This window comes from Streptomyces sp. NPDC002776, assembly GCF_053592195.1.
Genome location: NZ_JBSFVG010000002.1, coordinates 695,915 through 718,915 on the forward strand (window position 1 = coordinate 695,915; position 23,001 = coordinate 718,915).

Sequence of the window (23,001 nt, forward strand, 5' to 3'; positions counted from 1 at the left end):
TGTTGTTCGGCGGGTGCGGGGTGCGCTGTGGCTGGTCGCGCCGTTCCCCGCGCCCCTAGGTGGGTTCACTTACACCGGGTTGAGGCGCCACTGTTGGCAGTTGTTGTTCAGCCATGCCCATTGGCGGACGTCCGCTCCGTCTGCCGTGCCGCAGTTCGACACGTCCGCCACCTTTCCCGTGGCCTGATTGACGATCCTTACGTAGCCGTCGGTTGTCGCTATGAAGCGGAAGCGCTGGCAGGTGTTGTTCAGCCAGGGCCACTGGCGCAGATCGGCGCCGTCGGCCGAGGAGCAGTTCTCGGTGTCGAGGACCTTGCCGGTGCCGGCGTTCACCAGACGGTGGGTGTCGTCGCCCAGGTCCTCCAGGCGCCAGCGCTGGTTGGTGCCGCCGTTGCACGTCCACTGCTGGACATTGGCCCCGTCCGCCGTCGAACCGCCCGCCACCTCCAGGCACTTGCCGCTGTTGCGGTTGCTGAGCGTGTACGTGGTCGACGCCGACCCCGGTTCCCCCGAGGGCCCCGCCAGGCTCGCGCCCAGGGCCACCGGTGTGCCGAGGTTCGGCGAACCGTCCGCGTTCCAGGTGAACTTCTGCGCCCTGGTCGTACGGCCGTTGTCGCAGCCCTCGGACGCGGCGTCGTTGGCGTGGTAGACGATCCAGTTCTCCGTGCCGTCCGGCGAGGTGAAGAAGCCGTGGTGGCCGGGGCCGTACACGCCCGCCGAGTCGTTGCGCTGGAAGACCGGCGTGGACTTCTTCGTCCAGGCGGCGGCGGACAGCGGGTCGGAGCCGGTGAGGCGCAGCTGGCCCAGCTTGTAGTCGGGCGTCCAGCAGCCGCTCGCCGAGTAGACCAGGTAGGTCTGGCCGCCCCGCTGGAGGAGTTCCGGGCCCTCGTTCACGGTGCCGCCGGACCGCTCCCAGTCGTAGGTCGGCGTCGAGATGGTGGAGAAGCCCGTGGCCAGGGTGTACGGGTTGGACATCCGGGCCGCCACCAGGTTCTGGGTGCCTCCGCTCGCGCTGCCGAAGAGGTAGAGCTGACCGTTGATCGTGCCGACGGTCGGGTCCAGCATCCAGGCCGAGTTGAGCTGGTTGCGGTAGGTGTACGGGCCCATGGGATCGGAGCCCGCGCTCTCCAGGACGTGGGTGCGCTGGGTGGGCACGTAGTCGGAGACGTTCTGTCCGGCCACGTAGTAGAGGTACCAGCGGCCGTTGAGGTAGTGCAGCTCCGGCGCCCAGATGTTGCAGCAGCGGGAAGCCGCGTCCCCTTGCCAGACCTGCACGCTGGGCGCGGTGGCCAGACCGGCCAGCGTGGCGGACTTGCGGATGGTGATCCGGTCGGTCCAACTGGTCGTCACCAGGTAGTAGTTGCCGTTGTGGTACGAGATCCACGGGTCGGCGCCCTTGACCGACTTCACGGGGTTGCTGAACGAGGCGGCACTGGCGGGGGTCTGCCCCAGGGCGAGCACGAAGACCAGCGCGGCCAGCAGGGTCAGTACGCGACGGGCCATCCGCTGCTCCAGTTCAGGAGGTTGATGCCGAGCTTCGGTGTGCCGTTGTCCTGGCCGTCGTAGTAGTGGTAGACGATCAGGTCGCCGTCGACGTCGTTCATGATCGACTGCCCGCCGGGGCCGATGTAGCGGCCGTGGGACTCCAGCACGGGCGTCCCGCCGTTGTTCATCATCGACACGCCGTTCCGGTCGTAGTACGGCCCGGTGACGCTGGTGGCGCGGCCGACCTTGACCTTGTACGTGGAGCTGATGCCGGCGCAGCAGGTGTCGTACGAGGCGAACAGATAGTAGTAGCCGTTGCGCTTGACGATGTAGGGCGCTTCCACCGCCTTGGTGCCGGTCGGGCGGGAGGCCAGGGAGTAGCGGGTGGTGTTGGTGGCGAGCTGTTTGCCGGTGGCGGGGTTGATCTGGATCATCTTCAGGCCCGTCCACCAACTGCCGAAGGACAGCCACCACTTGCCGTCGCTGTCGACGAAGAGGTTGGGGTCGATGGCGTTGTAGTCGCTGGCCGAGCCGGAGGTGTAGACGGTTCCCTGGTCGGTCCAGCTGCCCGGCCGGCCGGTGCTGGAGGTGGCGAGCCCGATCGCCGAGGTGTTGGAGCCGAACTTCGAGACGGAGTAGTACAGCAGGTACCTGCCACCGTGGTACGAGATGTCCGGCGCCCAGGCCTCCGGCACGGAGGAGTACGCCGACCACCAGCCCGGGCGGGTGGAGAAGGCGTCGGCGCCGGCGGTGAAGGCGATGCGGTTGCCGGACGTCTTGCTGGCGATGCCGCCGCCGGTGGCGTACAGCAGGTACTGGCCGGACGCGGTGCGGATCATCGTGGGGTCGTGGACGACGGTGGAACCGGTGACCGTGCCGGGGTTGGGGTAGGCCGACGCGCTGGACGGGATCAAGGCCAGCAGGACGGCGGCGGGGAGGGCGAGGAGAGCGGTTCTGGTGCGGCTCACGTGAACGCTCCTGTTCTGTATATCGAACATCGATCGTCACTTCGGACGGACCGTAGAATCGAACCCCTTGCGCGTCAATGGTTCGCGCAGCAACTAAACAGCCCCGGAAACGGAGTTGGTCACCGCCGGCTCCGCCTGCTCTCCGCGGTAGGCGCGGATCGACCAGGCCAGTGCGGCCGCCGCCTACCGCCGCGCCGAGGATGCGGGGCGGGAGCAGGCGGACCAGCCAGGCGGCGAGCGGCGCGGCGATCAGGCCGCCGAGCAGGAACGCCGTCACCCAGACGACGTCGATGCCCTGTGAGCCGAGCGAGAAGAGGAAGCCGAGGCTGGCGGCGACGGCCACCAGGAACTCGCTGGTGTCGATCGAGCCGATCACCTTGCGCGGCTCCCGCGTCCAGGAACCCGGCGACCAGGCCGAGCGGGGACAGGAACCGCTTGCGCAGCGGCATGCCGAGCTGCCCCTCGGGGAGGCCGCGGAAGGTGAAGCGGGACATGACGTAGACGCCGAGGCTCAGCAGGATCAGGGACATCAGCGGCTCGGCGAGCTGGGTCGACAGCCTCGGCAGGACCGTCGCGCCCAGGAAGGCGCCCGCCGCCCCCGGTACGCCGATCCTCGAGACGACCTTCCAGTCCACGTTCCCGAACCGCCAATGCGCGGCGCCGGACATCAGGGTGGTGCCGATCTCGGCGAGGTGGACGGTGGGCGAGGCGGCGGCCGGGTTGGTGCCCATGGCCAGCAGCAGCGTGGGCGAGGTGACGCCGTAGGGCCGTGCCGAGGCTGCCGTCCACTAGCTGGGCGCCCAGGCCCGCGAGGGCGAGCCGAGAGGGCTTCTAAGGGTTTTCCCAGGCGGCCGGTTCCGCGGCCAGCAGCTGGACGTTCTCGGGCAGCGCGCCGGTGGCGATGTCCGCGACGGTGACGCCCTCCAGGATCCGGCGGACGTTGGCGCGCAGCGCGATCCACAGCGGCAGCAGCGGCTCGGCCGACCCGGCGTAGGTCAGCCCGGTCGGGCGGACGCCGCGCACGGAGACGATGGGGCCGTCGACGGCCCGGATCACATCGGCGACCGTGATCGCCGACGCGTCCCGGGCCAGCCGGTACCCGCCGTTACCGCCGCGCCGGCTGTCGACCAGACCGGCGCGGCGGAGGTCGCCGAGGATCCCCTCCAGGAACTTGTGCGGAATGTCCTGCTCGGTGGCGATGGCCTCCGCCTTCACCGGGCCGTCGTCCTGGCGCACGGCGAGCTCCAGTACCGCTCGTACCGCGTAGTCCGCCCGTGCCGAGATCCTCATACGACCATTGTCACCGCTGTCACAGGTGTCCGTGTCAGCCCAGCCGGATCACGTTCCAGGACAGCGGTTCCAGTACGGCGGTCAGGACGCCGTCCGTCAGCGCCGTGCCCTCGCCCGGGTGCGGGGCGACCCGCTCCGGCTCGTCGAGCGTGTTGCGGGCGTCCGGGTCGGCGTCGGCGAGCGCGCTGTGCTCGACGACCCGGGTCAGGTCCAGCCCGTTCAGGGCGACTTCGAGCGGCAGCGACTCGGTGCGGCTGCGGTTCACCGCGAACACGGTGACCGTCCCGTCCTCGGCGCGCACGGCGGTGGCGTGCAGCAGGTCGGCCTCGCCGTACTTCTTCGTCTCGTACGTCGGCGAGTCGACCCGGACGTCCAGGACCTGGCCGCGGCCGTACCGCGACGCCTGGGCGAACGGGAAGAACGTCGTCTGCCGCCACGCCGGGCCGCCGGGCTCGGTCATGATCGGGGCGATGACGTTCACGAGCTGCGCGAGACAGGCGACCGTGACGCGGTCGGCGTGCCGGAGCAGGGCGATGAGCAGCGAGCCGAAGACGACGGCGTCGGTGACGCTGTAGTTGTCCTCCAGCAGCCGGGGCGCCTCCGGCCAGTCCAGGGCGCTGACCTGGGCCTCGGTGCGGGACAGGTACCAGACGTTCCACTCGTCGAAGGAGAGGTCGATCTTCTTCTTCGACTTCAGGCGGGCGCCGATGTGGTCGCAGGTGGCCACGACGTTGTCGATGAAGGACTCCATGTCGACGGCCGAGGCCAGGAAGGAGTCGACGTCACCGTCGAGCGGCTCGTAGTAGGCGTGCAGGGAGATGTAGTCGACGAGGTCGTACGTCTCCTTGAGGACCGTCGCCTCCCATTCGGCGAAGGTCTCCATGGACTGGCCGGAGCTGCCGCAGGCGACGAGTTCGACGGACGGGTCGATCTGGCGCATGGCGCGGGCCGTCTCGGCGGCGACCCGGCCGTACTCCTCGGCCGTCTTGTGGCCGGTCTGCCAGGGGCCGTCCATCTCGTTGCCCAGGCACCACAGCTTGATGCCGAAGGGGTCCTTGTCGCCGTGGCTGCGGCGCAGCTCGGAGAGTGCCGTGCCGGAGGGGTGGTTGGCGTACTCCTGCAGCTCGATGGCCTCCGCGACGCCCCGGGTGCCGAGGTTGACGGCCATCATGGGCTCGGCCTGGGGGCCGACCTTCTTGAGGAAGGCGATGTACTCGGAGAGGCCGAAGCGGTTGGACTCCGTCGTGCGCCAGGCGAGGTCGAGGCGGCGGGGGCGGTCCTCGACCGGGCCTACCGAGTCCTCCCACTTGTAGCCCGAGACGAAGTTGCCGCCGGGGTAGCGGATGGCGGTGACGCCGAGTTCCCTGACGAGGTCGAGGACGTCCTGGCGGAGGCCGGCCTCGTCGGCGGTGGGGTGGTCGGGTTCGAAGATGCCGGTGTATACGCAGCGGCCGAGGTGTTCTACGAAGGATCCGAAGAGTCGGGGGTTGACCTCACCGACGGTGAACGCGGGGTCGAGGGTGAAGCGGGCGGTGTGCATTTTCGCCTTTCGAAGGGGGTGGTTCCGTGTGGATGGCGTCTGCGGGTCGTGGGGGCTGATCGCGCCCACGCGGCGAAGCCGCAAATAGACACAGCCCCGCGCCCCTATACGGCGTTCGGCCAGCCGTCTTCCGACCAGCTCAGCTTGTTGAGGCCCAGCTTCGGCGTGCCGGCGTCCTCCGCGTCGTAGTAGTGGTACGCCAGCCAGTCCTCGCCTCGGTCCTTGAAGACCGACTGGCCGCCCGTGCCGATGAACCTGCCGTGGCCCTCCAGGAGCAGGTCGCCGCCGCCCTCCAGCATCGGTTTGCCCGTGCTGTCGATGTACGGGCCCTTGATGTCCGTCGAGCGGCCCACCTTGATCTTGTAGGTGGAGTTCACGCCGGAGCAGCAGGCGTCGTAGGAGGCGAAGAGGTAGTAGTGGCGGCCGTGTTTGACGATGTACGGGCCCTCGACGGCGTACGGGACGTCGGGTCGGGTCGCCAGGTGGTGGACCGTGGCTCCCGGGACCGCCTTGCCGGTGCGTTCGTCGAGTTCGACCATGCGGATGCCGGTCCAGTACGAGCCGAAGGACATCCAGAGCCTGCCGTCCGCCTTGATCAGGGCGGGGTCGATGGCGTTCCAGTGGTCGGTCGTCTCGGAGCTGAAGACCTTGCCGTGGTCGGTCCAGGTGCCGGGGAGGCCGGAGCGGGAGGTGGCGACGCCGATCGCGGAGTGGTTGGTGCCCCAGGACGAGACCGCGTAGTACAGCCAGTACCTGCCGTCGCGGTAGGAGATGTCGGGGGCCCAGGGATCACCGGTGTCGTTGTACTCGTACCACCAACTCGGCGGCTGGGCAAAGGCGTTGCCCGCGTCGTCCCAGTGCGTGCCGTCCTTCGACAGGCGGGCGCCGATGACGCCGCCGGTCGAATAGGCCGCGTAGCCGCCGGACTTGAGGCGGATGACGGTGGGGTCGTGGATGATCTGCTGCCCGGTGATGGGGCGGGGGTCCGGGTAGGTCCCGGCCGCCTGCGCCGTGTGGGGCAGCAGGGCGATGAGGGCCGCCGCCGTCACGGCGGTCAGGGTGCTGCGCAGGGTCACTGTCCCGCCAATCCCGTGTGGGCGACGCCCGCCACGATCTGCCGCTGGAAGAAGACGAAGACGACGATCAGGGGCAGGCCCGCCATCAGGCCGCCGGCCATGAGCTGGGCCCACTGGATGCCGTAGGAGTTCATGACGGTCGCGATGCCGTTCGGCATGGTCATCAGGTCGGGGTTGTTGGTCACCATGTACGGCCACAGGAAGTTGTTCCAGGAGGCGATGAAGGTGAAGATGCCGACCGCCGCGAGGGAGGGGCGGGCGAGCGGGACGACGATGGTGAAGAAGACCCGCCAGCGGCCCGCACCGTCGATGAACGCGGCCTCCTCCAGCTCGCGCGGGATGCCCTGGAAGAACTTGTAGAGGATGTAGACCATCGCGGCCGGCGCGCACTGCGGCAGGATCATGCCCCAGTAGGTGTCGACCATCCCCATCTGCTGGACCGTCGTGAACAGCGGCACGCCGAGCACCGCCGGGGAGACCATCAGGCCCGTCATCACCAGGCCCAGCAGGGCGTTCTTGCCGCGGAACTCGGTGCGGGCGAAGCCGTATCCGGCGAGGGCGCTGACGACCAGCACGACGGCCGTGACGCAGACGGAGACGACCAGGGAGTTCACGAACCAGTTGGTGACGTTGCCGGTCTCCCACAGCGACCGCCACGCCTGGCCCGTCCAGACCTCCGGCAGCCAGTGCGGCGGGATCTCGGCCGCCTCGGCCTCGGACTTCAGCGAGGTGAGCAGGGCCGCGACGATCGGCGCCATGAAGACGGCGGAGACGGCGGCGCCGATCAGGGTGAGCACGATCTGGCTGGGGGACCAGGTACTGCGGGGCTTGAGCCGTATCGGTGCGCCGCTCATCGGGTGCCCTCCTCACGGGTGCGCAGCAGCCACATCCGCGCCAGGGCGACGGCTGCGATGAGCACGAAGAAGATGATGGACATCGCGGAGGCGTAGCCCACGCGGTAGCTGGTGAAGCCCTGTTCGAGGGTGTACTGGACGAAGGAGCGGGTGGACAGCTCCGGCCCGGGGCTGAAGTCCATCATCACGACGGCCTGGTCGAAGAGCTGGAGCGAGGCGAGGATCTGCAGCGCGATCACCAGGCCGGTGATGTTGCGCAGCAGCGGCAGCGTGATGTGGACCATGCGGTGCCAGGCGTTGGCGCCATCGAGTTTGGCGGCCTCGTAGAGGTGGCCGGGGATGCCCTGGAGGGCGGCGAGGTAGAGCAGGAAGGAGAAGCCGACGGTCCACCACAGGGTGGTGATGACGATGGCGAACATCGCGTACGACTTGTCGGTCAGCCAGGGCGTTTCCAGCCCGAAGGTCTCGTTGAACAGGCCGATGCCCTGGGTGAACAGCCACTGCCACATGTTGGCCGCGACCGTGGAGGGCAGGAGGAAGGGCGCGAAGAAGCACAGCCGCCACAGCCATTTGGCGCGCTCGATGTGGTGGGCGAGCATCGCGAGCAGGAAGGCGAGGACGGTGATGCAGGGCACGACGAGCAGCGTGAAGTAGGCGCTGTGGCCCAGCGCGTCCCACATCGCGGCGTCGTTCAGGGCTTCGCGGTAGTTGTCGAGGCCGACGAAGCTCGCGCCCTCGCCGGAGATGTTGGCGTCGGTGAAGCTGAGGTAGACGCCCCGCAGCAGCGGCCAGATCACGAACAGGGCGAACAGGGCCAGGAAGGGGGCGACGAACCAGCCCCCGTGCTGGAAGCCCTGCTTGCGGCGGACGGTGGCACTGGCGGCGGCGGTCCTCGCCCGCGCCGGTGCGACGGCGGTCTGAGCGCTGGTCGCCATCATGCGGCCGCACCTCCCTCGGCGGCGGTCCGGCCGTCCATCGGGTTCTTCGAGGCCAGCAGCCGGGTGAGCCGGCTCTTCATCGTCCGGGCGACGGCGGCCGGCTGGGCGGAGCCCATCGTGGAGGAGACGACGACCGGGCCGAGATCCTGGGCGAGCACGCCGGTGGAGCCCGCGAACCACACCTTCGGCTCGGTGGCCTGGTGGTCCATGGCGCTGACGTACTCGTTCTGCGGGGTGAGCTTCTGGTACGCGTCCGTGGTGAGCGTCGGCGTGTACGCGGGGATGTGGCCGCCGGCCGCCCACTGCTGGGCGTGCTGGACGACGTACGCGGCCAGTCGGTGCGCGGCCTCGTTGGCGGCGCCGCCGCGGCCGGCCTGGTGGGGCAGGACGAAGGCGTGCGACTCGGCGTGGGTGGCCTGCTTGCCGAAGACGGGCGGGAGCGGGGTGGCGCCGTAGTCGAGTTCGGCACCGGAGAAGACCGGCACCGACCAGTTGCCCTCCCAGGTGAAGGGGGCGCCGTTGACGAACTGCTCGCCGGTGGGGGCGCCGGGGATGACATAGCCGTCGGTGACGTGCTGCCGCAGGAACTCCAGGACCTGCGTGGCCTTGTCGGCGTCGAAGAGGACCTCGGTGCGGTCGTCGTTGAACCACTCGCCGCCGAGCTGGGTGTAGAAGGCGACGAAGAACCACCACTGGAAGTTCTGGTCGTTGGTCCACAGGCCGATGGTCTGCAGGCCCTTCTTCTGGACCGCCTTGGCCCGCTTCAGGACGTCGAACCACTCGGCGGTGGAGCCGACCGGGATCATCCGGCCGTCGTCGCCGAGCAGATCCGCCTTCTTGAGCACGTCCTTGCGGTAGAAGCAGAGCTGGACGTGGATGTCGAGCGGCAGGGCGTAGAGCTTGCCGTCGATGACGCCGCGGCTCCACAGCGCGGGGTTGAAGTCCTGCTCCTTCACGCCGTACTCGGCGAGCAGGCCGACGTCCCACGGGTCGAGGAGGCGGCCCGGGGAGAAGCCGGCGACCCGGCCCACGTGCATGACGCCGAGTTCGGGGGCGCGGTCGCCCGCGGCGGCCATGGCCAGCTTGGTGTAGAAGGGGTTGCCCCACTGGAGCGTGGAGTCCTTGACCGCGATGTCCGGGTACTGCGCACGGAAGGCGTCCAGCATCGCGATCATGTTGGAGCCGTCGCCGCCACTGAAGAGGTTCCAGTAGCGCACCCGGGTGTCGGCGCCGGAGGCGAGCGCGTCGGCCCCGGTCCCGAGCGCCGCGAAGCCGAAGCTTCCGGCGACCGTCAACCCGCCCATTCCGGCGAGGAGTTGCCTGCGGTTCAGGCCAGGTCGTCCCATGCCCTGCCCTTACTGTTCGAGATTTCGAATGGTGCTCGTAACTTCGAACGGGACCGTAGGGTCGAAGCGCTCGCGCGTCAATGGGTTGCGCAGGAATTTCAAGGTGCTTTCAGGCCGCGGGCCGTCGCGCCCGGTGGTTCCCGGTTGAACAACGGCCCCCGGACCGCATGACGTGGACAGCGCCGTCCGCGTACTCTCGAACGGCCTGCCGTACGGCACCGGGACGGCGGCGAGACGAAGGGGGACGGATGGACATCGCGGGCGCGCGCGAAAGGGCGGCCCGGGTCGCGGCAGCGCTGCGGCGGCGCCCACGCGGCGGCCCCGCGATGCGTGCGCTGGCGGCCGAACTGGCCACCGCGGCACGGGCGAACGGCCGCCGCCCGGCCGATGTGCGCGAGCTGTGCGCGGACCTGTGCGCGGCGATGAGCGCCCGTCGCGGCGGACGTCCCGTGGAGCTGCGCTTCGAGCGGTTCCCCGACGAGATCGAAGTCACCGGGCTGTGGGTGGAGTTCCAGGACTTCGACCTGGTCATCGTCGAGGAGCGGGCCGAGGCCATGCAGCAACTCGTCATTCTGGGCCATGAGTTGTGGCATCTGCACGCGGGGCACCGGCACCACCACATCGCCGGCGCCGCGGCCGTGGACGCCCTGGCGGAGCGGCCCGACTGGCAGGACGTCGCGCTCGGGGTCGCCGCCCGCAACGGCTCCCGGGAGCGGGACGAGGCCGACGCCGACGACTTCGGCCACCGGCTGGCGGCGGCCTTCCGGCCGTACCTGACGGACGCGCCCGGCTCCCGGCCGCCGCTCGACCCGCTCCAGCGGTCCCTCGGCTACCGCGGACGAGGAGGTCCGACGGGATGACCACGACGTCGGCCCTGGACCCCGCCGCCGCGCTCAGCGACTTCTACATCTCCTTCTGGATCCCCGCCGCGGTGCTCGCCGCCGCCCTGGCGATCAAACTGCCCAGCATCATCCGGCTCTGGCGCGACCCGCTGCTGCGCGCGGTCGGCGGACTGCTGCTGCTCGCCTGCGCGGTGTTCGTCTTCTGCACGCCCTCGACCATCGCCCGGGTGAACCGGCTGGTCGGCGTGCCCAACATCTCGGCGCCCTGGTGCTATTCGCTCCTGACGGCCTTCTGCGGCTCCTGTCTGCTGCTGATCATCGCCTGGCGCAACGGCCTGTCCGACCGCAACGCCGCCACCCGCCGCGCCATGCGCTGGCTGGTCTCCGTCTACTCGGGCGTGATCGTCGCCCTGTGGGTGCTCTTCGCCCTCGCGGACGCCCCCGTGGAGCGGCTGCGGGACCTGGACACCTATTACGCCACCACCCCGTTCATGCGCGAGGAGATCGTCCTCTACCTCCTGGCGCACACCGTGGCCGTACTGATCACGTCCCGGCTGATCTGGAACTGGGTGCGCACCGACGGCCTCGACGCCTGGCTGCGCTGGGGACTGAAGCTGCTGGGCGCCGGCTATGTGGTGAACCTCGTCTTCGACGGGGCCAAGATCACCGCCGTGGTGGCCCGGTGGACCGGCCACGACCTGGACTGGCTCAGCACCGACCTGGCGCCGCCGGTGGCCGCGCTGTCGGCCATCCTGATCGCGGTCGGCTTCATCCTCCCGCACGCCGGCCAGTTCCTGCACGACCGCTGGCGGGTCCGGCTCGCCCACCGTGAACTGCGGCCGCTGTACCTGCTGATGCGCACGGTCAGCGGCAACCGCCTCCCCTACGTGCTGCGCGCCACCCCCGAGCTGCGCCTGGTGCGCCGGGAGACGTTCATCCGCGACGCCCTGCTCCCCCTCGCCCGCCACCTCGACGAGGACCAGCGGCAGCGCGCCCACGACCGGGGACTCGCCCTCGGCTTCAGCCCGGAGCGCTCCCGGGCGCTGGCCGCCGCGGTGGCCATCCAGGACGCCGTCGAGGCCAAGCGGCGGGCCCCGGACAGCGAGGGCGCGGGCGACCCCGACACCACCGAACTCCTCCGGGAGATCCGGGCGGTGTCCCGGGCCCTGCGCCGCCCCGATCTGCTGGAAACGGTGCGGGACGGGACGGCCGAGTCGCCCTCCATGGCGCGCTCGTCCAGCTAGTCACCGACGCCGCCCCGTCACCGGTGCCGCTGAACTCCTCCCTGCCGATGGGTGTCCCATGCCGTGTTCTCGTGCTGTAGTTCGAGCTGTATTCGCGCCGGAATGGCGAAGAACCAGTCGTCCATGACTGACCGATCAGGAGCAAGCCGTCCATGAGTGATCGCAGTGCCACCGCCGTCGTGCTCGGCGGCTCCGTCGCCGGGATGCTCACCGCCCGTTCGCTGGCCTCCGTCGGCGTCCGGGTCACGGTCGTCGAGCGCGACGCCCTCCCGGCGGGCCCCGAACCGCGCAAGGGCCTCCCCCAGGCCCGCCATGTCCACCAGCTGTGGTCCGGCGGCGCCCACGCCATGGAGGAACTGCTGCCGGGCGTGACGGCGCGGCTCACGGAGGCGGGCGCACGGCGGCTTCCGGTCACCACGGACATGGTCGGCCTCTCACCCCGCGGCTGGTACCGGCGATGGGCGGAGTCCCACTTCATGCTGCTGTGCAGCCGCGACCTGCTGGACGCGACCGTCCGCGCCCAGGTCCTCGCCGACGAACGGATCGAGCTGATCGAGCGCGCGGAGGTGCTGGGCCTGGAGGGTACGGCCGCCGCCGTCACCGGCGTACACCTGCGGGCCCACGACGCCGCCCGGCGCACCCTGCGAGCCGATCTGGTGGTCGACGCGACGGGGCGCGGATCCCGGACCCCGAAGTGGCTGTCGGCGCTCGGACTGCCACGGCCGCAGGTGCGGGAGGTGGACTCGGGGGTGGCGTACGCGAGCCGCCTGTTCCGGGCGCCGGAGGCGGCCCGCGACGGCTTCCCGGTGGTCAACGTCCAGCCGGAGCCGCGCGCGGGCGGCCCCGGCCGGGGCGGTGTGCTGCTGCCGATCGAGGACGGGCGCTGGCTGGTCACCCTGTTCGGCACCCGCGGAGGCGAACCGTCATCCTCCACCGCCGACTTCGACGTGCACGCCCGCAAGGAGCAGCGGCATCCGATCCTGGCGGACCTGATCGCGCGGGCGGAGCCCCTCTCGGAAGTCGCCTTCACCCGTACGACGGCGAACCGCCGCCACTTCTACGAGCGGATGGCGGTGTGGCCGGAGAACTTCGTCGTCGTCGGCGACGCGCTCGCCGCGTTCAACCCCGTCTACGGGCACGGCATGTCGGTGGCCGCCCAGGCGGCGGTGACCCTGCGCGCCACGGTGCAGGATCACGGCTGGGCCACGCCCGGGCTGTCCCGGCGCCTGCAGAAGGCGGTGGCCCGGCCGGCGCGGGCGGCCTGGGACCTGGCCATCGGGCAGGACGTGTTCTATCCCGGGGCGACCGGGGCGACCGGAGCCGCCGGGGCCGGGCCCACGCGGGCGGAACGGCTGGTGGCCGCGTACGTGGACCGTCTGACGTACACCGCCACGGGCAACGGCCGGGTGGCGCGGGCGCTGACGGACGTGATGGCACTGGAGAAGGGCGCGGGCGTGCTGCTCACGCCGCCGATCCTGGTGGCGGCCGCGGTCGGCCCGCTCAAGCCGGCGCTGAGCGGACCGCCGCTGACGGACGACGAGCTGAAGCGGGCCGGGCTGCAGTAGTCAGCCCGCGAAGGCCGGTTGCGGCAGGCCCGTCCCCGCCCCCGGCACCACCAGCAGCGAGCCCGCCACCGGATGCGGAGCGGCCAGGCCCACCCGGGCCGTGGTGATGTACAGGTCGGTCAGGTCCGCGCCGCCGAAGGCGCAGGCCGTGATCCGCGGGGTGGGCAGGACGATCTCCCGGTCCAGCTCGCCCGCGGGCGTGTAGCGCCGTACCGCCCCGCCGTCCCACAGGGCCACCCACACACAGCCGTCGGCGTCCACGGTGAGACCGTCGGGGAATCCGGCGCCGGCCTCGATCTCGACCAGGGGACGCCGGTGCGAGACGGTCCCGTCGCCGGCGTGGTCGAGGACGTCCACGCGGCGGGTGGGCGAGTCGATGTAGTACAGGAGCCGGCCGTCGGGGCTCCAGCCGGTGCCGTTGCTGACGGTGACGTCGTCCAGGACCGGGACCACCTCCCCCGCCCCGGTGATCCGGGACAGCGTGCCGCCGCCCGGCGCCTCGTCGTAGCGCATGGTGCCCGCCCAGAGGGAACCGTCGGGGGCCACGGCGGCGTCGTTGCCGCGGCGGCCCGGGACGGGCTCGCGATGCAGCCAGCGCAGCGAGTCGTCGGGGTCGAGGAGAGCCACGCCGTCCCGGAGGTTCAGCACCAGCCCGCCCTGCGCGCGCGGCTTCACGGCGCCGATGTGCTGGCCGGTGGTACGGCTGGTGCGGCGGCCGGAGGACGGGTCGTAGGAGTGGATGCGCGACCCGAGGATGTCGATCCACAGGAGCCGGCCGGTGACCGGATCCCAGGTGGGCCCTTCACCGAGGGTCGCCTCGGCGCGTACCGCGACGTCGTACCTCATGCCGCGGTCCGGTGGCCGAGCCGCTCGGACAGCTCGGCGGCGCCCTTGGCGGCGAGCTGCTCCAGCTCCGCCTTGCGCTCCTCGCTCCAGCGGATCATCGGTACGGAGATGGACAGCGCGGCCACGACCCGGCCGGTGCGGTCGCGTACCGGCGCGGCGACGCAGGAGACGTCCGGGTTGGACTCGCGGCTCTCCACGGCGATCCCGCGCGTCTGGATCTCGGCAAGGGCCTCGCGCAGAACGGCCGGGTCGGTGATGCTGTTGGGGGTCATCGCGACCAGCTCGGCACCGTCCGGGATGCGCGAGGTGAGTTCCGGCTCCGGCAGGGACGCCAGCAGCATCTTGCCGACGGAGGTGCAGTGGGCGGGCAGACGGCGGCCGGCCGCCGACACCATGCGCACGGCGTGCGTGGAGTCGACCTTGGCGATGTAGATGACGTCGGTGCCTTCGAGGATCGCCACGTGTACGGTCTCGTCGCAGGTCTCGGCGACCGTCCGGGCCACGTTCTGGCCCTCGGCGGCGAGGTCGAGCTGCTCGGCGTACCGGCTGCCGAGCTGGTACGGCCGGACGCCCAGCCGGTAGCGGCCCGGCTGCCCCGGCACCGGGACGATGTAGGACCGGGCGGCGAGCGTGGTGACGAGTTCGTGCACGGTGGTGCGCGGGAGCTGGAGCTTGCGCACGATGTCGGGGGCGGAGAGTGTGCCGTCCCCGTCGAGAAAGAGCTCGAGGATGTCGAGAGCCCGGGTCACGGCAGGTACGAGGCGTCCCACGTGCGGCCCCCTCCCTAATGTTCGAAATTTCAACGGCTGGTCGGAATGACGAACACAGGCTACTCATGCTGGGTTTGCCTGGGCAATGGGACTGCGGCGACCCGATGTCCGGATGTCCCGCGCTCATGACTCCCGGAGGCAGTCGAACGCGGAGGCCAGCAGCTCGTGCGCCCTGGCGGGCGTGCGTTCCGCCTCCGGCAGACCGGCGTACGCGAACAGCGCGGAGCGCATCGCGCCGACGGCGGCCCGGGCCAGCACGGCCGCGCGCAGCGGCGTGGCCGCGTCGGGACGATGCCCGGCGAGCCGCTCCAGCAGGGCGTCGGCGAGACCGTCCTCGAACTGGCTGAGCACCGGCAGGAACTGGCGCACCGGCCGGCCCGGAAAGCGCTGCGGCGGCCCGCTGAACATCAGGCCGGGAGTGCCGTCGGCGATGAGGTCGAGGCAGGCGCCGAGGACGGCGGTGTAGGGGTCCTCGTCGGCGGGCCGGGCGACGACATGGGCCCGCATGACCGGGATGAGGTCCAGGACCTCGTCGAGGACCAGGTCCTCCTTGGAGGGGAAGTAGCGGAAGAAGGTCCGCTCGGTGACTCCGGCGGCGGCCGCGATGTCCCGCACCGTGGTCTGCGCGTACCCACGCTCCTCGAACATGCGGTGGGCGGCCTCCTGGAGGGCCTTGCGGGTCGCCGCCTTCTGCGCCTCGCGGCGCCCGCGTGGCTCCGCGGGGGAGGTGTCGAGGGTTGCCATGTGCGGAGTATCGCAGGCGGAAAACCGACGGTGCGGAATCTGTCAGTCATGACACCTTCGGTATGGTGTCAGTCATGACACTTTTTCGGAGGAGGCGTGTGCCCCGCGGTCCGAGGCGTGTGCCCCGCGGTCGCATCTCCCGCAGGACCCGTCTGATCGCCCTGGGCGGGGTCGGCGCCGTGCTGGTCACCGGGGCCGCCGTCGAGGCGGTGGCACGTCATCAGGCGGCCGACCGGCTCACGGACCGCATGGAGGAGCGCCTGCACACCGGCCTCGACGTGGGCTTCGGACCGACACCGGTGATGCTGCAACTGGCCCGCGGGTCCTTCCCCCGCGTGGAGGTCTCCGGCGAGGGCGCGACGTTCCGCCGGTTCTCCGGGGTGGACCTGCACGCCGAACTCGCCGATGTGGTCCGTACCGGCGACGGACTGTCGGTGGCCGACACCCAGGTCAGCGCCGAACTGACGGACACCGCCCTGGCCGGTGCCGTCACCACGATGACCGGGGGCGCGCTGAACATCGCAGCGGTGACGACCGAGCAGGAGACGGGCGAGCTGGTCGTGCACGCCGGTCCGGCCGGACGGATCTCCGTCGGTTTCCGGCCTGTCCTGGAGCAGGAGGGCATCCGGTTCGAGCGCACCGCCGTGCACGTCGGCGAACGCGTCCTCCCCGAGGCCCTCGCCGGGCAACTGCTCGGGGACGCCCCGCGGGAGGTCGACCTGTCGGGGCTGCCGCTCGACCTGGAGCCGGAACGCCTCGACGTCACCGGCGACGGGCTGCGCATGGAGCTGGCGGGAGGCAGTACGACCGTGCGGGCCTGACCCTCCCCCTCGGCGGGCCGTCACCGCGCACCGGCACCCGTCCGGCTCCCCCTCGGCCGGCCACCACCGCCCACAGCGCCTGTCCGGCCTCCCTCCCCCACGCCTCCCACCGCACTTGCCACTACTGCACGAGGAGCATCTCCGTGGCGACTTGGCTCTATCGGCTCGGTCTCGGCGCCTTCCGCCGTCGGCGGCTCGTCCTGGCGGCCTGGCTCGCCGTGCTGACCGGCAGCGTCTGCGCGCTGCTCGTCGTGGGCGGCGAGCTCGACAACGAGTTCACGATTCCCGGCTCCGAGTCCCAGCGCGCGCAGGACACGATGGCCAAGGACTTCCCGGCCGCCGCGGGCACCAGCGCCCAGATCGTGTTCACCGCGCCCGAGGGCACCAAGGTCACCGATCCAGGGGCCGTACAGGGCATCCAGCGGACCCTGGCCGCCGCGCAGGACGCCCCGCAGGTCGCCGCGGTGATCCCGCCCGACAGGGCCGGCACCGTGACCCCCGACGGCCGCACCGCACTCGCCCAGGTCAACTACGACGCCGCCCGCTCCGACCTGGACGACGGCACGCTCGACACGCTGGAGGAGACCACCTCGGCCGCCGAGGAGGCGGGCCTTGAAGTCTCCGTCGGCGGTCAGGCGTACGGCAACGGCGTCCTCACCCCCAGCGTCCTCGAACTGCTCGGTGTCGTGGTCGCGTTGGCGGTGCTCGCCCTGACCTTCGGTTCGCTGCTCGCCGCCGGGATGCCGCTGCTGACCGCCTTCGTCGGCATCGGTACCGGGCTCGCCGGGCTGCTGGCGCTGTCCTCGGGGGTGACGGTGTCGTCGACCGCGCTGAGCCTCGCGCTCATGCTCGGCCTCGCGGTGGGCATCGACTACGCGCTCTTCGTGCTGTCCCGGCACCGGACCCAGCTCGCCCAGGGCATGGAACCGCGCGAGTCGGCGGGGCGGGCGGTCGGGACGGCGGGCAGCGCGGTGGTCTTCGCCGGGACGACGGTCGTCATCGCGCTGGTGGGGCTGGTCGTGGTGCGTATCCCGTTCCTGACGGTCATGGGTCTGAGCGCGGCGGTGACGGTGCTCATCGCCGTGCTGGTCGCGGTGACGCTGCTCCCGGCGCTCTTCGGCTTCGCGGGGGCCCGGCTCACCCCCCGGCCGGGGTCAAGGGCAGCGCGGCGAGCGGCGGTTGCCTACGGGGAGGGGCCCGCGAGGCATACAGAAAGGGCCACGGAAAAGGGCACGGAGGAAGCCACGGGAGAAGCCACGGAAGGAGTCACGGGAGAAGCCGCGCCGGAGGACGCCGCGGCCAAGGCTTCCGTCCTGGGACAGCGCTGGGCCCGGCTCGTCACCCGGCGCCCGCTCCTCGTCGTCGTCGGCACCGTCGCCGCCCTGGTGACCCTGGCGCTGCCCGCCGCCGACCTGCGGCTCGCGCTGCCCGACAACGGCACGGCGGCGCACGGGACATCGCAGCGCGAGACGTACGACGCCGTCGACGAGGCGTTCGGGCCCGGCTTCAACGGGCCGCTGCTCCTGCTCGCCGAGACGGACACCCGGGGCCAGGCAGGCCAGCAGCAGGCGGCCGCCGTGGCCGGACGGGTGCGGGAGCTGCCGGGCGTGGTCAAGGTCGGCCGGCCGCAGTACGCGCCGGAGTCCGGGCGGGCGGTGATCCAGGTCGTGCCGGAGGGCGGACCCCAGGACGAGTCGACGCAGGATCTGGTCGACGCCCTCCGCGGTGACGCGGCCGTCATCGAGCGGGAGACCGGCGCCGCCCTCTCCGTCACCGGCACCACGGCGATCGGGATCGACGTCTCCGACCGGCTGACCGCGTCCCTCCTGCCGTTCGCGGCGGTGGTCGTCGGGCTCTGCCTCGTCCTGCTGCTGCTGGTGTTCCGCTCGCTGGTCGTGCCCGTCAAGGCGACCGTCGGCTTCCTGCTGTCGGTCGGGGCGTCCTTCGGCGCGGTGGTGGCCGTGTTCCAGTGGGGCTGGCTCGCCGACGCGCTGGACGTGGCCAGGACCGGGCCCGTCGTCAGCTTCCTGCCGATCGTCCTGATGGCCGTGCTCTTCGGACTCGCCATGGACTACGAGGTCTTCCTGGTCTCCGGCATGCGCGAGGAGTGGGTGCGCACCGGCCGGGCCCGGGACGCTGTGATCGACGGGGCCGGACAGGCCTCGCGGGTGGTGACGGCGGCGGCGCTCATCATGTTCTTCGTCTTCGCCAGCTTCGTGGCGACGGAGGACGCCATCGTCAAACCCATCGCGTTCGCGCTGGCCTTCGGCGTGCTGGTGGACGCCTTCGTCGTACGGATGACCCTGGTGCCGGCGGTCCTGGCGATGGTGGGACGCGGCGCCTGGTGGCTGCCCCGCCGGCTGGACCGGCTGCTGCCCGATCTGGACATCGAGGGCGCACGGCTGCACCAGCCGGCCCGCACCGGACCCACGCGCCCGCTGACCGAAATCAATGTCGGCTCTGGCTGAATTACCAGGAATTGATTCCAGACATCAGAACCGGTCGCAATAACGCGATGTCGGCCTGCCTCCGAGTTTACCCGGAGGCAGGCCGACGTTTTTACGCCGCTCGATGTCACCGGCACGGAAATTTACCCTGGAACATTTGATTCCACCGGAACTCCCGTGTTTGACTGAGGTCACCGGATCGGCATCCGGCTCGAACGGGGGAGAGTCTGACCACTCTTCTTTCCATCTTCCATGCGCCCGTTCGGCGCATGTTCACTGGACAGTCTGACCTGCGCAAAGAGGCCCGGGTCGGCTTCCATCGGCACGCACGATTCCCTCCTTTACGCCGCCCGAAAGCCAAGGGAAACACGCATGCATCTCGAAGCGAAAATCGCCCCTGCCCGTCATGGGATGCGCGCCGCCGCGCGTCCCGTCATCACCGGGTCCTCGCATTCCTTTCCGGAGACCCGGACCAGCCAGGACGACCTGTGGAAGGAATTCTTCCTGGAGCACTACGACGGCTTCCCGCTGGCGCGTCGGATATTCGAGAATTCCGGGATCAGCGCCCGCTCCACGGCCGTGGACCCGCGCGCCGAGCGTGCAGTGTCCGGCTGGAGCACGGGACAGCGCATGGAGCGCTACATCGAGGAGGCCGTGCCGCTGGGCAGGCGCACGGTCTCCGAGGCCCTGGAGTCCGCGGGCCTGGCCCCGTCGGACGTGGGCATGCTGGCCGTCGCCTCCTGCACCGGCTACACCACGCCCGGCCTCGACCTACGGCTCGCGGACGAGCTGGGCATGAGCAGCAAGGTCCAGCGGCTGTTCATCGGCCACATGGGCTGCTACGCCGCCGTGCCCTCACTCGGTGCCGTCTCCGACTTCGTCGCCTCGCGCGACCGTCCCGCGGTGCTGCTCTGCCTGGAGCTGACCTCGCTGCACGTCCAGCCGCCCACCCAGGACATCGAACAGATCGTGGCGCACGCGCTGTTCGCCGACGCCGCCGCGGCCGTCGTCCTGGAGCCCGACGCCGGTTCCGGCTACGAGGTCCTCGACGTCGTCGCGGTCACCGACCACAGCACCGCCGACCTCATGAGCTGGCAGATCACCGACCTCGGCTTCAAGATGGGCCTCTCGCCGAGGGTGCCCGACGTCCTCGCGCAGCACGTCGGCGAGGTGGTCCGCGACCAGTTGCTCGCCCCGCACGGACTCAAGCCCGAGGAGGTCACCGGCTGGGCCGTGCACCCCGGCGGCAAGCGCATCCTGGAGGTCGTCGGTGAGCGGCTCGAACTGCCCGCCGGCGCACTCGACGCCTCCTACGGCGTCCTCGACGAGTGCGGCAACTGCTCCTCGCCCACCGTCCTGATGGTCCTCGAGCGGCTGCCCCGCACCGAAGGACCGGTGGTCGCCATGGCCTTCGGCCCCGGCCTGACGCTGTACGCGGCCCTGCTGCGCCGGACCTGACCCCGGCCGGGGCACCGGCGGACCGCACTCCGCCGGCCCACCCGCAACACCTTCCCGCACGACCCCACGGACACCGCCCCAAGGACGCACGGAAGGAACAGCTGCGCCATGCCCACTCCGACCTCACCGGGCCAGGTCTTCGTCACCGGCACCGGACGCTGCGGCTCGACCCTGGTCTCCGAGCTGCTGCGCGAACACCCGCAGGCCCTCAGCCTGTCCGAGCTCTTCAACCACCTCACGGACATGTACCGGATCACCGCCCGGGTCTTCCCCGAAGGCCCCCTCACGGCGGCGGAGTTCTGGGACGTCCTGTCCGCCCGCAACACCGTCAACCGGCTGCTGGGCGCCCACGGCCTGGCCCCGAGGGAAGTCCTCTACCGCCCCTCGGCGACCACCCGCTTCCAGGCCGCCACCGGCATACCGGCCGTCCTGATGACCACCCTCCCCCACCTGTCCGACACCCCCGACGAGCTGTACGACGAACTCCGGGCGGCCGTCGCCGGGTTCCCGGACGCCCGGGCCGGTGAGCACTACCGGCGCCTGTTCGCCTGGCTGTGCGCCCGCTTCGGCAAGACCCTGTGGGCCGAGCGCAGCGGCGGCTCGCTGATCCTCGCCGGGCAGTTCCGCGAGCACTTCCCCGACGCCCGCTATCTGCACATCGTGCGCGACGGCCGGGACACCGCGCTGTCGATGAGCCGGCACACCGGCTTCCGGATGGCGGCGGTGGTGATGGCACTGCATCTCACCCTCGGCCACGACCCGTACGCCGAGCCGCCCGCACCGGACACCGGACGGGACCTGGGCTTCGTACCGGAGGAACTGCTGCCGTTCCTGCCGGACCGTTTCGACGCGGACGCCGTGCGCGACTACCGGCTCCCGGTGTCGCTGTTCGGCACGTACTGGGCCGACGAGATGAAGCGCGGCATGGAGGCGATGTCGATGCTGCCGCAGCAGAACGTGCTGCACCTGTGGTACGAGGACCTGCTCGCCGCGCCCGAGGAGTCCCTGCACCGCATCGGCGAATTCCTCGGCGCGGACTTCGTGGACGGCGACTGGGAGCGCCGCTGCGCGGCCAAGGTCGGCGCGCCCTCGTCGTCCTGGCGGGACCTGCCCGACGCCGAGCGCGCGGAGCTGGACCAGGCGTGCGCCCCCGGGTTCGCCGTGCTCGCCGCGCACGGTGTCGTCCCGCTGGCCGGCACGACGGCGGGGAGCAGCGCATGAGGACCCCGCCGACCCCGGGCGCCACGGTGTGGCTGACCGGGCTGCCCAGCTCCGGCAAGACCACGCTCGCCCAGGCCCTGGCAAGCCGCCTCACCCGGGAAGGGCGGCGGGTCGAAGTGCTCGACGGCGACGAGATCCGCACCTTCCTCAGTGCCGGCCTCGGCTTCACCCGCGAGGACCGGGACACCAACGTGCAGCGCATCGGCCTGGTCGCCGAGGTGCTGGCACGCAACGGCATCCTGGTGCTGGTCCCGGTCATCGCGCCGTACGCCGACAGCCGGGAGGCGGTCCGCAAGCGGCACGAGGCGAGCGCCACCCCGTATCTGGAGGTGCATGTCGCGACACCGCTCCAGGTGTGTGCGGTACGCGATGTGAAGGGCCTGTACGCGCAGGCCCGCGCGGGGCGGCTGTCCGGCCTCACCGGTGTCGACGACCCCTACGAGCCTCCGCAGCACCCGGACGCGAGGGTGGAGACCCAACTCCAGTCCGTGGCCGAGTCGGTGAACGCCGTGCACGCGCTGATGACCCAACGGGGGGTGCTGTGAGCACGGTTGCCGCCCGGCTCGGACACACCGACGTCCTGGAGGCGGAGGCGGCGTACATCTTCCGGGAGGTGCTCGGCGAGTTCGAGCGGCCGGTGCTGCTCTTCTCCGGCGGCAAGGACTCCGTGGTGATGCTGCATCTGGCGCTGAAGGCGTTCGCACCGGCCCGGCTGCCGTTCGCGCTGCTGCATGTGGACACCGGGCACAACTTCCCGGAGGTGCTCGCCTACCGGGACCGGGTGGTGGCGGCGCAGGAGCTCACCCTCCATGTGGCGTCCGTACAGGACTGCATCGACCGGGGTGTGCTGCGCGAACGCCCCGACGGCACCCGCAATCCGCTCCAGACGCTGCCGCTGCTGGAGGCGATCAGCGGCGGCGGGTTCGACGCGGTGTTCGGCGGCGGGCGGCGCGACGAGGAGAAGGCACGGGCCAAGGAGCGGGTCTTCTCCCTGCGGGACGAGTTCGGTACGTGGGACCCGCGCCGCCAGCGGCCCGAGCTGTGGCAGCTGTACAACGGCCGTCACCTGCCCGGTGAGCATGTGCGCGTCTTTCCGCTGTCGAACTGGACCGAGCTGGACGTCTGGCAGTACATCGCCCGCGAGGGCATCGAGCTGCCGTCCATCTACTTCGCGCACGAGCGGGAGGTGTTCCTGCGGTCCGGGATGTGGCTGGCGCCGGGCGACTGGGGCGGCCCGCGGGACGGCGAGCCGGTGGAGAAGCGCCGGGTGCGCTACCGCACCGTCGGCGACATGTCCTGCACCGGCGCCGTGCTCTCCGAGGCGTCCGGGGTCGACGACGTGATCGTGGAGATCACCGCCTCCCGGCTCACCGAGCGCGGCGCCACCCGGGCCGACGACCGGCTGTCGGAGGCCGCGATGGAGGACCGCAAACGCGAGGGGTACTTCTGACGTGACCGCCGACCTGACGGCCCCCGGCCATCCCCCTCATTCCACCGCCGCGCTGCTGGTGCGCGGCATCTTCCAGGAAGCCAGGTCCCGGCTGAG

General features: G+C 71.1%; 21 protein-coding genes. 9 read left to right on the plus strand and 12 right to left on the minus strand.

Annotated features, from left to right (window positions below):
* Window positions 1-69 precede the first annotated feature (69 nt).
* From ACWD11_RS07375 to ACWD11_RS07415, 9 genes are all read right to left on the minus strand, one after another.
* Window positions 70-1,503 (minus strand): family 43 glycosylhydrolase, encoded by a 1,434-nt coding sequence (locus tag ACWD11_RS07375; protein WP_451281803.1) that lies wholly within the window; start codon window positions 1,501-1,503, stop codon window positions 70-72.
* A complete protein-coding gene (locus tag ACWD11_RS07380; RefSeq protein ID WP_451281805.1) occupies window positions 1,485-2,483 on the minus strand; it encodes an arabinan endo-1,5-alpha-L-arabinosidase in 999 nt (332 codons plus the stop codon). The genes ACWD11_RS07375 and ACWD11_RS07380 overlap by 19 nt, the downstream gene beginning before the upstream one ends.
* Window positions 2,484-2,572: 89 nt before the next feature.
* Window positions 2,573-3,184 carry a sulfite exporter TauE/SafE family protein gene (locus ACWD11_RS07385; RefSeq protein WP_451281807.1) on the minus strand — a complete coding sequence of 204 codons (612 nt, stop codon included), beginning with the start codon at window positions 3,182-3,184 and terminating at the stop codon, window positions 2,573-2,575.
* Window positions 3,185-3,284: 100 nt separating this feature from the next.
* Window positions 3,285-3,743, minus strand: a complete 459-nt coding sequence (locus tag ACWD11_RS07390; protein WP_389416224.1) for an RrF2 family transcriptional regulator — start codon at window positions 3,741-3,743, stop codon at window positions 3,285-3,287.
* Window positions 3,744-3,777: 34 nt separating this feature from the next.
* Complete coding sequence (gene arfA / locus ACWD11_RS07395; RefSeq protein ID WP_389416223.1) at window positions 3,778-5,283, minus strand: arabinosylfuranosidase ArfA; 1,506 nt, start codon at window positions 5,281-5,283, stop codon at window positions 3,778-3,780.
* A 104-nt stretch (window positions 5,284-5,387) separates the two neighbouring features.
* A complete protein-coding gene (locus ACWD11_RS07400; protein WP_451281810.1) occupies window positions 5,388-6,359 on the minus strand; it encodes an arabinan endo-1,5-alpha-L-arabinosidase in 972 nt (323 codons plus the stop codon).
* The gene (locus tag ACWD11_RS07405) at window positions 6,356-7,213 is read right to left on the minus strand and encodes a carbohydrate ABC transporter permease (protein ID WP_451281812.1); all 858 of its coding nucleotides are present in this window, start codon (window positions 7,211-7,213) and stop codon (window positions 6,356-6,358) included. The genes ACWD11_RS07400 and ACWD11_RS07405 overlap by 4 nt, the downstream gene beginning before the upstream one ends.
* The gene (locus ACWD11_RS07410; protein WP_389416220.1) at window positions 7,210-8,151 is read right to left on the minus strand and encodes a carbohydrate ABC transporter permease; all 942 of its coding nucleotides are present in this window, start codon (window positions 8,149-8,151) and stop codon (window positions 7,210-7,212) included. The genes ACWD11_RS07405 and ACWD11_RS07410 overlap by 4 nt, the downstream gene beginning before the upstream one ends.
* Window positions 8,148-9,497, minus strand: coding sequence for an extracellular solute-binding protein (locus ACWD11_RS07415; protein ID WP_389416219.1), 1,350 nt, complete (start codon window positions 9,495-9,497; stop codon window positions 8,148-8,150). Before ACWD11_RS07415 ends, ACWD11_RS07410 begins: the two co-directional genes overlap by 4 nt.
* Window positions 9,498-9,745: 248 nt before the next feature.
* On the opposite strand from ACWD11_RS07415, the gene ACWD11_RS07420 reads away from it, so the two are divergent.
* The 3 genes from ACWD11_RS07420 (at window position 9,746) to ACWD11_RS07430 (ending at window position 13,148) form a co-directional block, all read left to right on the plus strand.
* Window positions 9,746-10,357 carry a toxin-antitoxin system, toxin component family protein gene (locus ACWD11_RS07420; protein ID WP_451281814.1) on the plus strand — a complete coding sequence of 204 codons (612 nt, stop codon included), beginning with the start codon at window positions 9,746-9,748 and terminating at the stop codon, window positions 10,355-10,357.
* Window positions 10,354-11,583 (plus strand): MAB_1171c family putative transporter, encoded by a 1,230-nt coding sequence (locus tag ACWD11_RS07425; RefSeq protein WP_451281816.1) that lies wholly within the window; start codon window positions 10,354-10,356, stop codon window positions 11,581-11,583. Before ACWD11_RS07420 ends, ACWD11_RS07425 begins: the two co-directional genes overlap by 4 nt.
* A gap of 152 nt (window positions 11,584-11,735) precedes the next feature.
* Window positions 11,736-13,148, plus strand: a complete 1,413-nt coding sequence (locus ACWD11_RS07430) for an FAD-dependent oxidoreductase (RefSeq protein WP_389416216.1) — start codon at window positions 11,736-11,738, stop codon at window positions 13,146-13,148.
* On the opposite strand, the gene ACWD11_RS07435 is transcribed toward ACWD11_RS07430, so the two are convergent.
* From ACWD11_RS07435 to ACWD11_RS07445, 3 genes are all read right to left on the minus strand, one after another.
* Window positions 13,149-13,994, minus strand: a complete 846-nt coding sequence (locus tag ACWD11_RS07435; RefSeq protein WP_389416215.1) for an SMP-30/gluconolactonase/LRE family protein — start codon at window positions 13,992-13,994, stop codon at window positions 13,149-13,151.
* Window positions 13,991-14,764 (minus strand): IclR family transcriptional regulator, encoded by a 774-nt coding sequence (locus ACWD11_RS07440; RefSeq protein WP_389416214.1) that lies wholly within the window; start codon window positions 14,762-14,764, stop codon window positions 13,991-13,993. The genes ACWD11_RS07435 and ACWD11_RS07440 overlap by 4 nt, the downstream gene beginning before the upstream one ends.
* Before the next feature lie 123 nt (window positions 14,765-14,887).
* Complete coding sequence (locus tag ACWD11_RS07445; RefSeq protein WP_451281819.1) at window positions 14,888-15,508, minus strand: TetR family transcriptional regulator; 621 nt, start codon at window positions 15,506-15,508, stop codon at window positions 14,888-14,890.
* Between the two features lie 119 nt (window positions 15,509-15,627).
* Between ACWD11_RS07445 and ACWD11_RS07450 the strand changes: the two genes are divergently transcribed.
* The 6 genes from ACWD11_RS07450 to cysD all read left to right on the plus strand — a co-directional run bounded on the left by ACWD11_RS07450 (window position 15,628) and on the right by cysD (window position 22,905).
* Window positions 15,628-16,329 carry an LmeA family phospholipid-binding protein gene (locus ACWD11_RS07450; RefSeq protein ID WP_451281821.1) on the plus strand — a complete coding sequence of 234 codons (702 nt, stop codon included), beginning with the start codon at window positions 15,628-15,630 and terminating at the stop codon, window positions 16,327-16,329.
* A 143-nt stretch (window positions 16,330-16,472) separates the two neighbouring features.
* Complete coding sequence (locus ACWD11_RS07455; RefSeq protein WP_451281823.1) at window positions 16,473-18,797, plus strand: MMPL family transporter; 2,325 nt, start codon at window positions 16,473-16,475, stop codon at window positions 18,795-18,797.
* Between the two features lie 351 nt (window positions 18,798-19,148).
* Window positions 19,149-20,234: a type III polyketide synthase gene (locus tag ACWD11_RS07460; protein WP_451281825.1), complete on the plus strand. Its 1,086-nt coding sequence runs from the start codon at window positions 19,149-19,151 to the stop codon at window positions 20,232-20,234.
* 108 nt (window positions 20,235-20,342) lie between these two features.
* Entirely contained in the window at window positions 20,343-21,455 is a 1,113-nt protein-coding gene (locus tag ACWD11_RS07465; RefSeq protein ID WP_389416209.1) for a sulfotransferase, read from the plus strand.
* Window positions 21,452-22,000 carry an adenylyl-sulfate kinase gene (cysC, locus tag ACWD11_RS07470; protein WP_389416208.1) on the plus strand — a complete coding sequence of 183 codons (549 nt, stop codon included), beginning with the start codon at window positions 21,452-21,454 and terminating at the stop codon, window positions 21,998-22,000. The genes ACWD11_RS07465 and cysC overlap by 4 nt, the downstream gene beginning before the upstream one ends.
* Entirely contained in the window at window positions 21,997-22,905 is a 909-nt protein-coding gene (gene cysD / locus ACWD11_RS07475) for a sulfate adenylyltransferase subunit CysD (RefSeq protein ID WP_389416207.1), read from the plus strand. The genes cysC and cysD overlap by 4 nt, the downstream gene beginning before the upstream one ends.
* The last annotated feature ends 96 nt before the right edge of the window (window positions 22,906-23,001 follow it).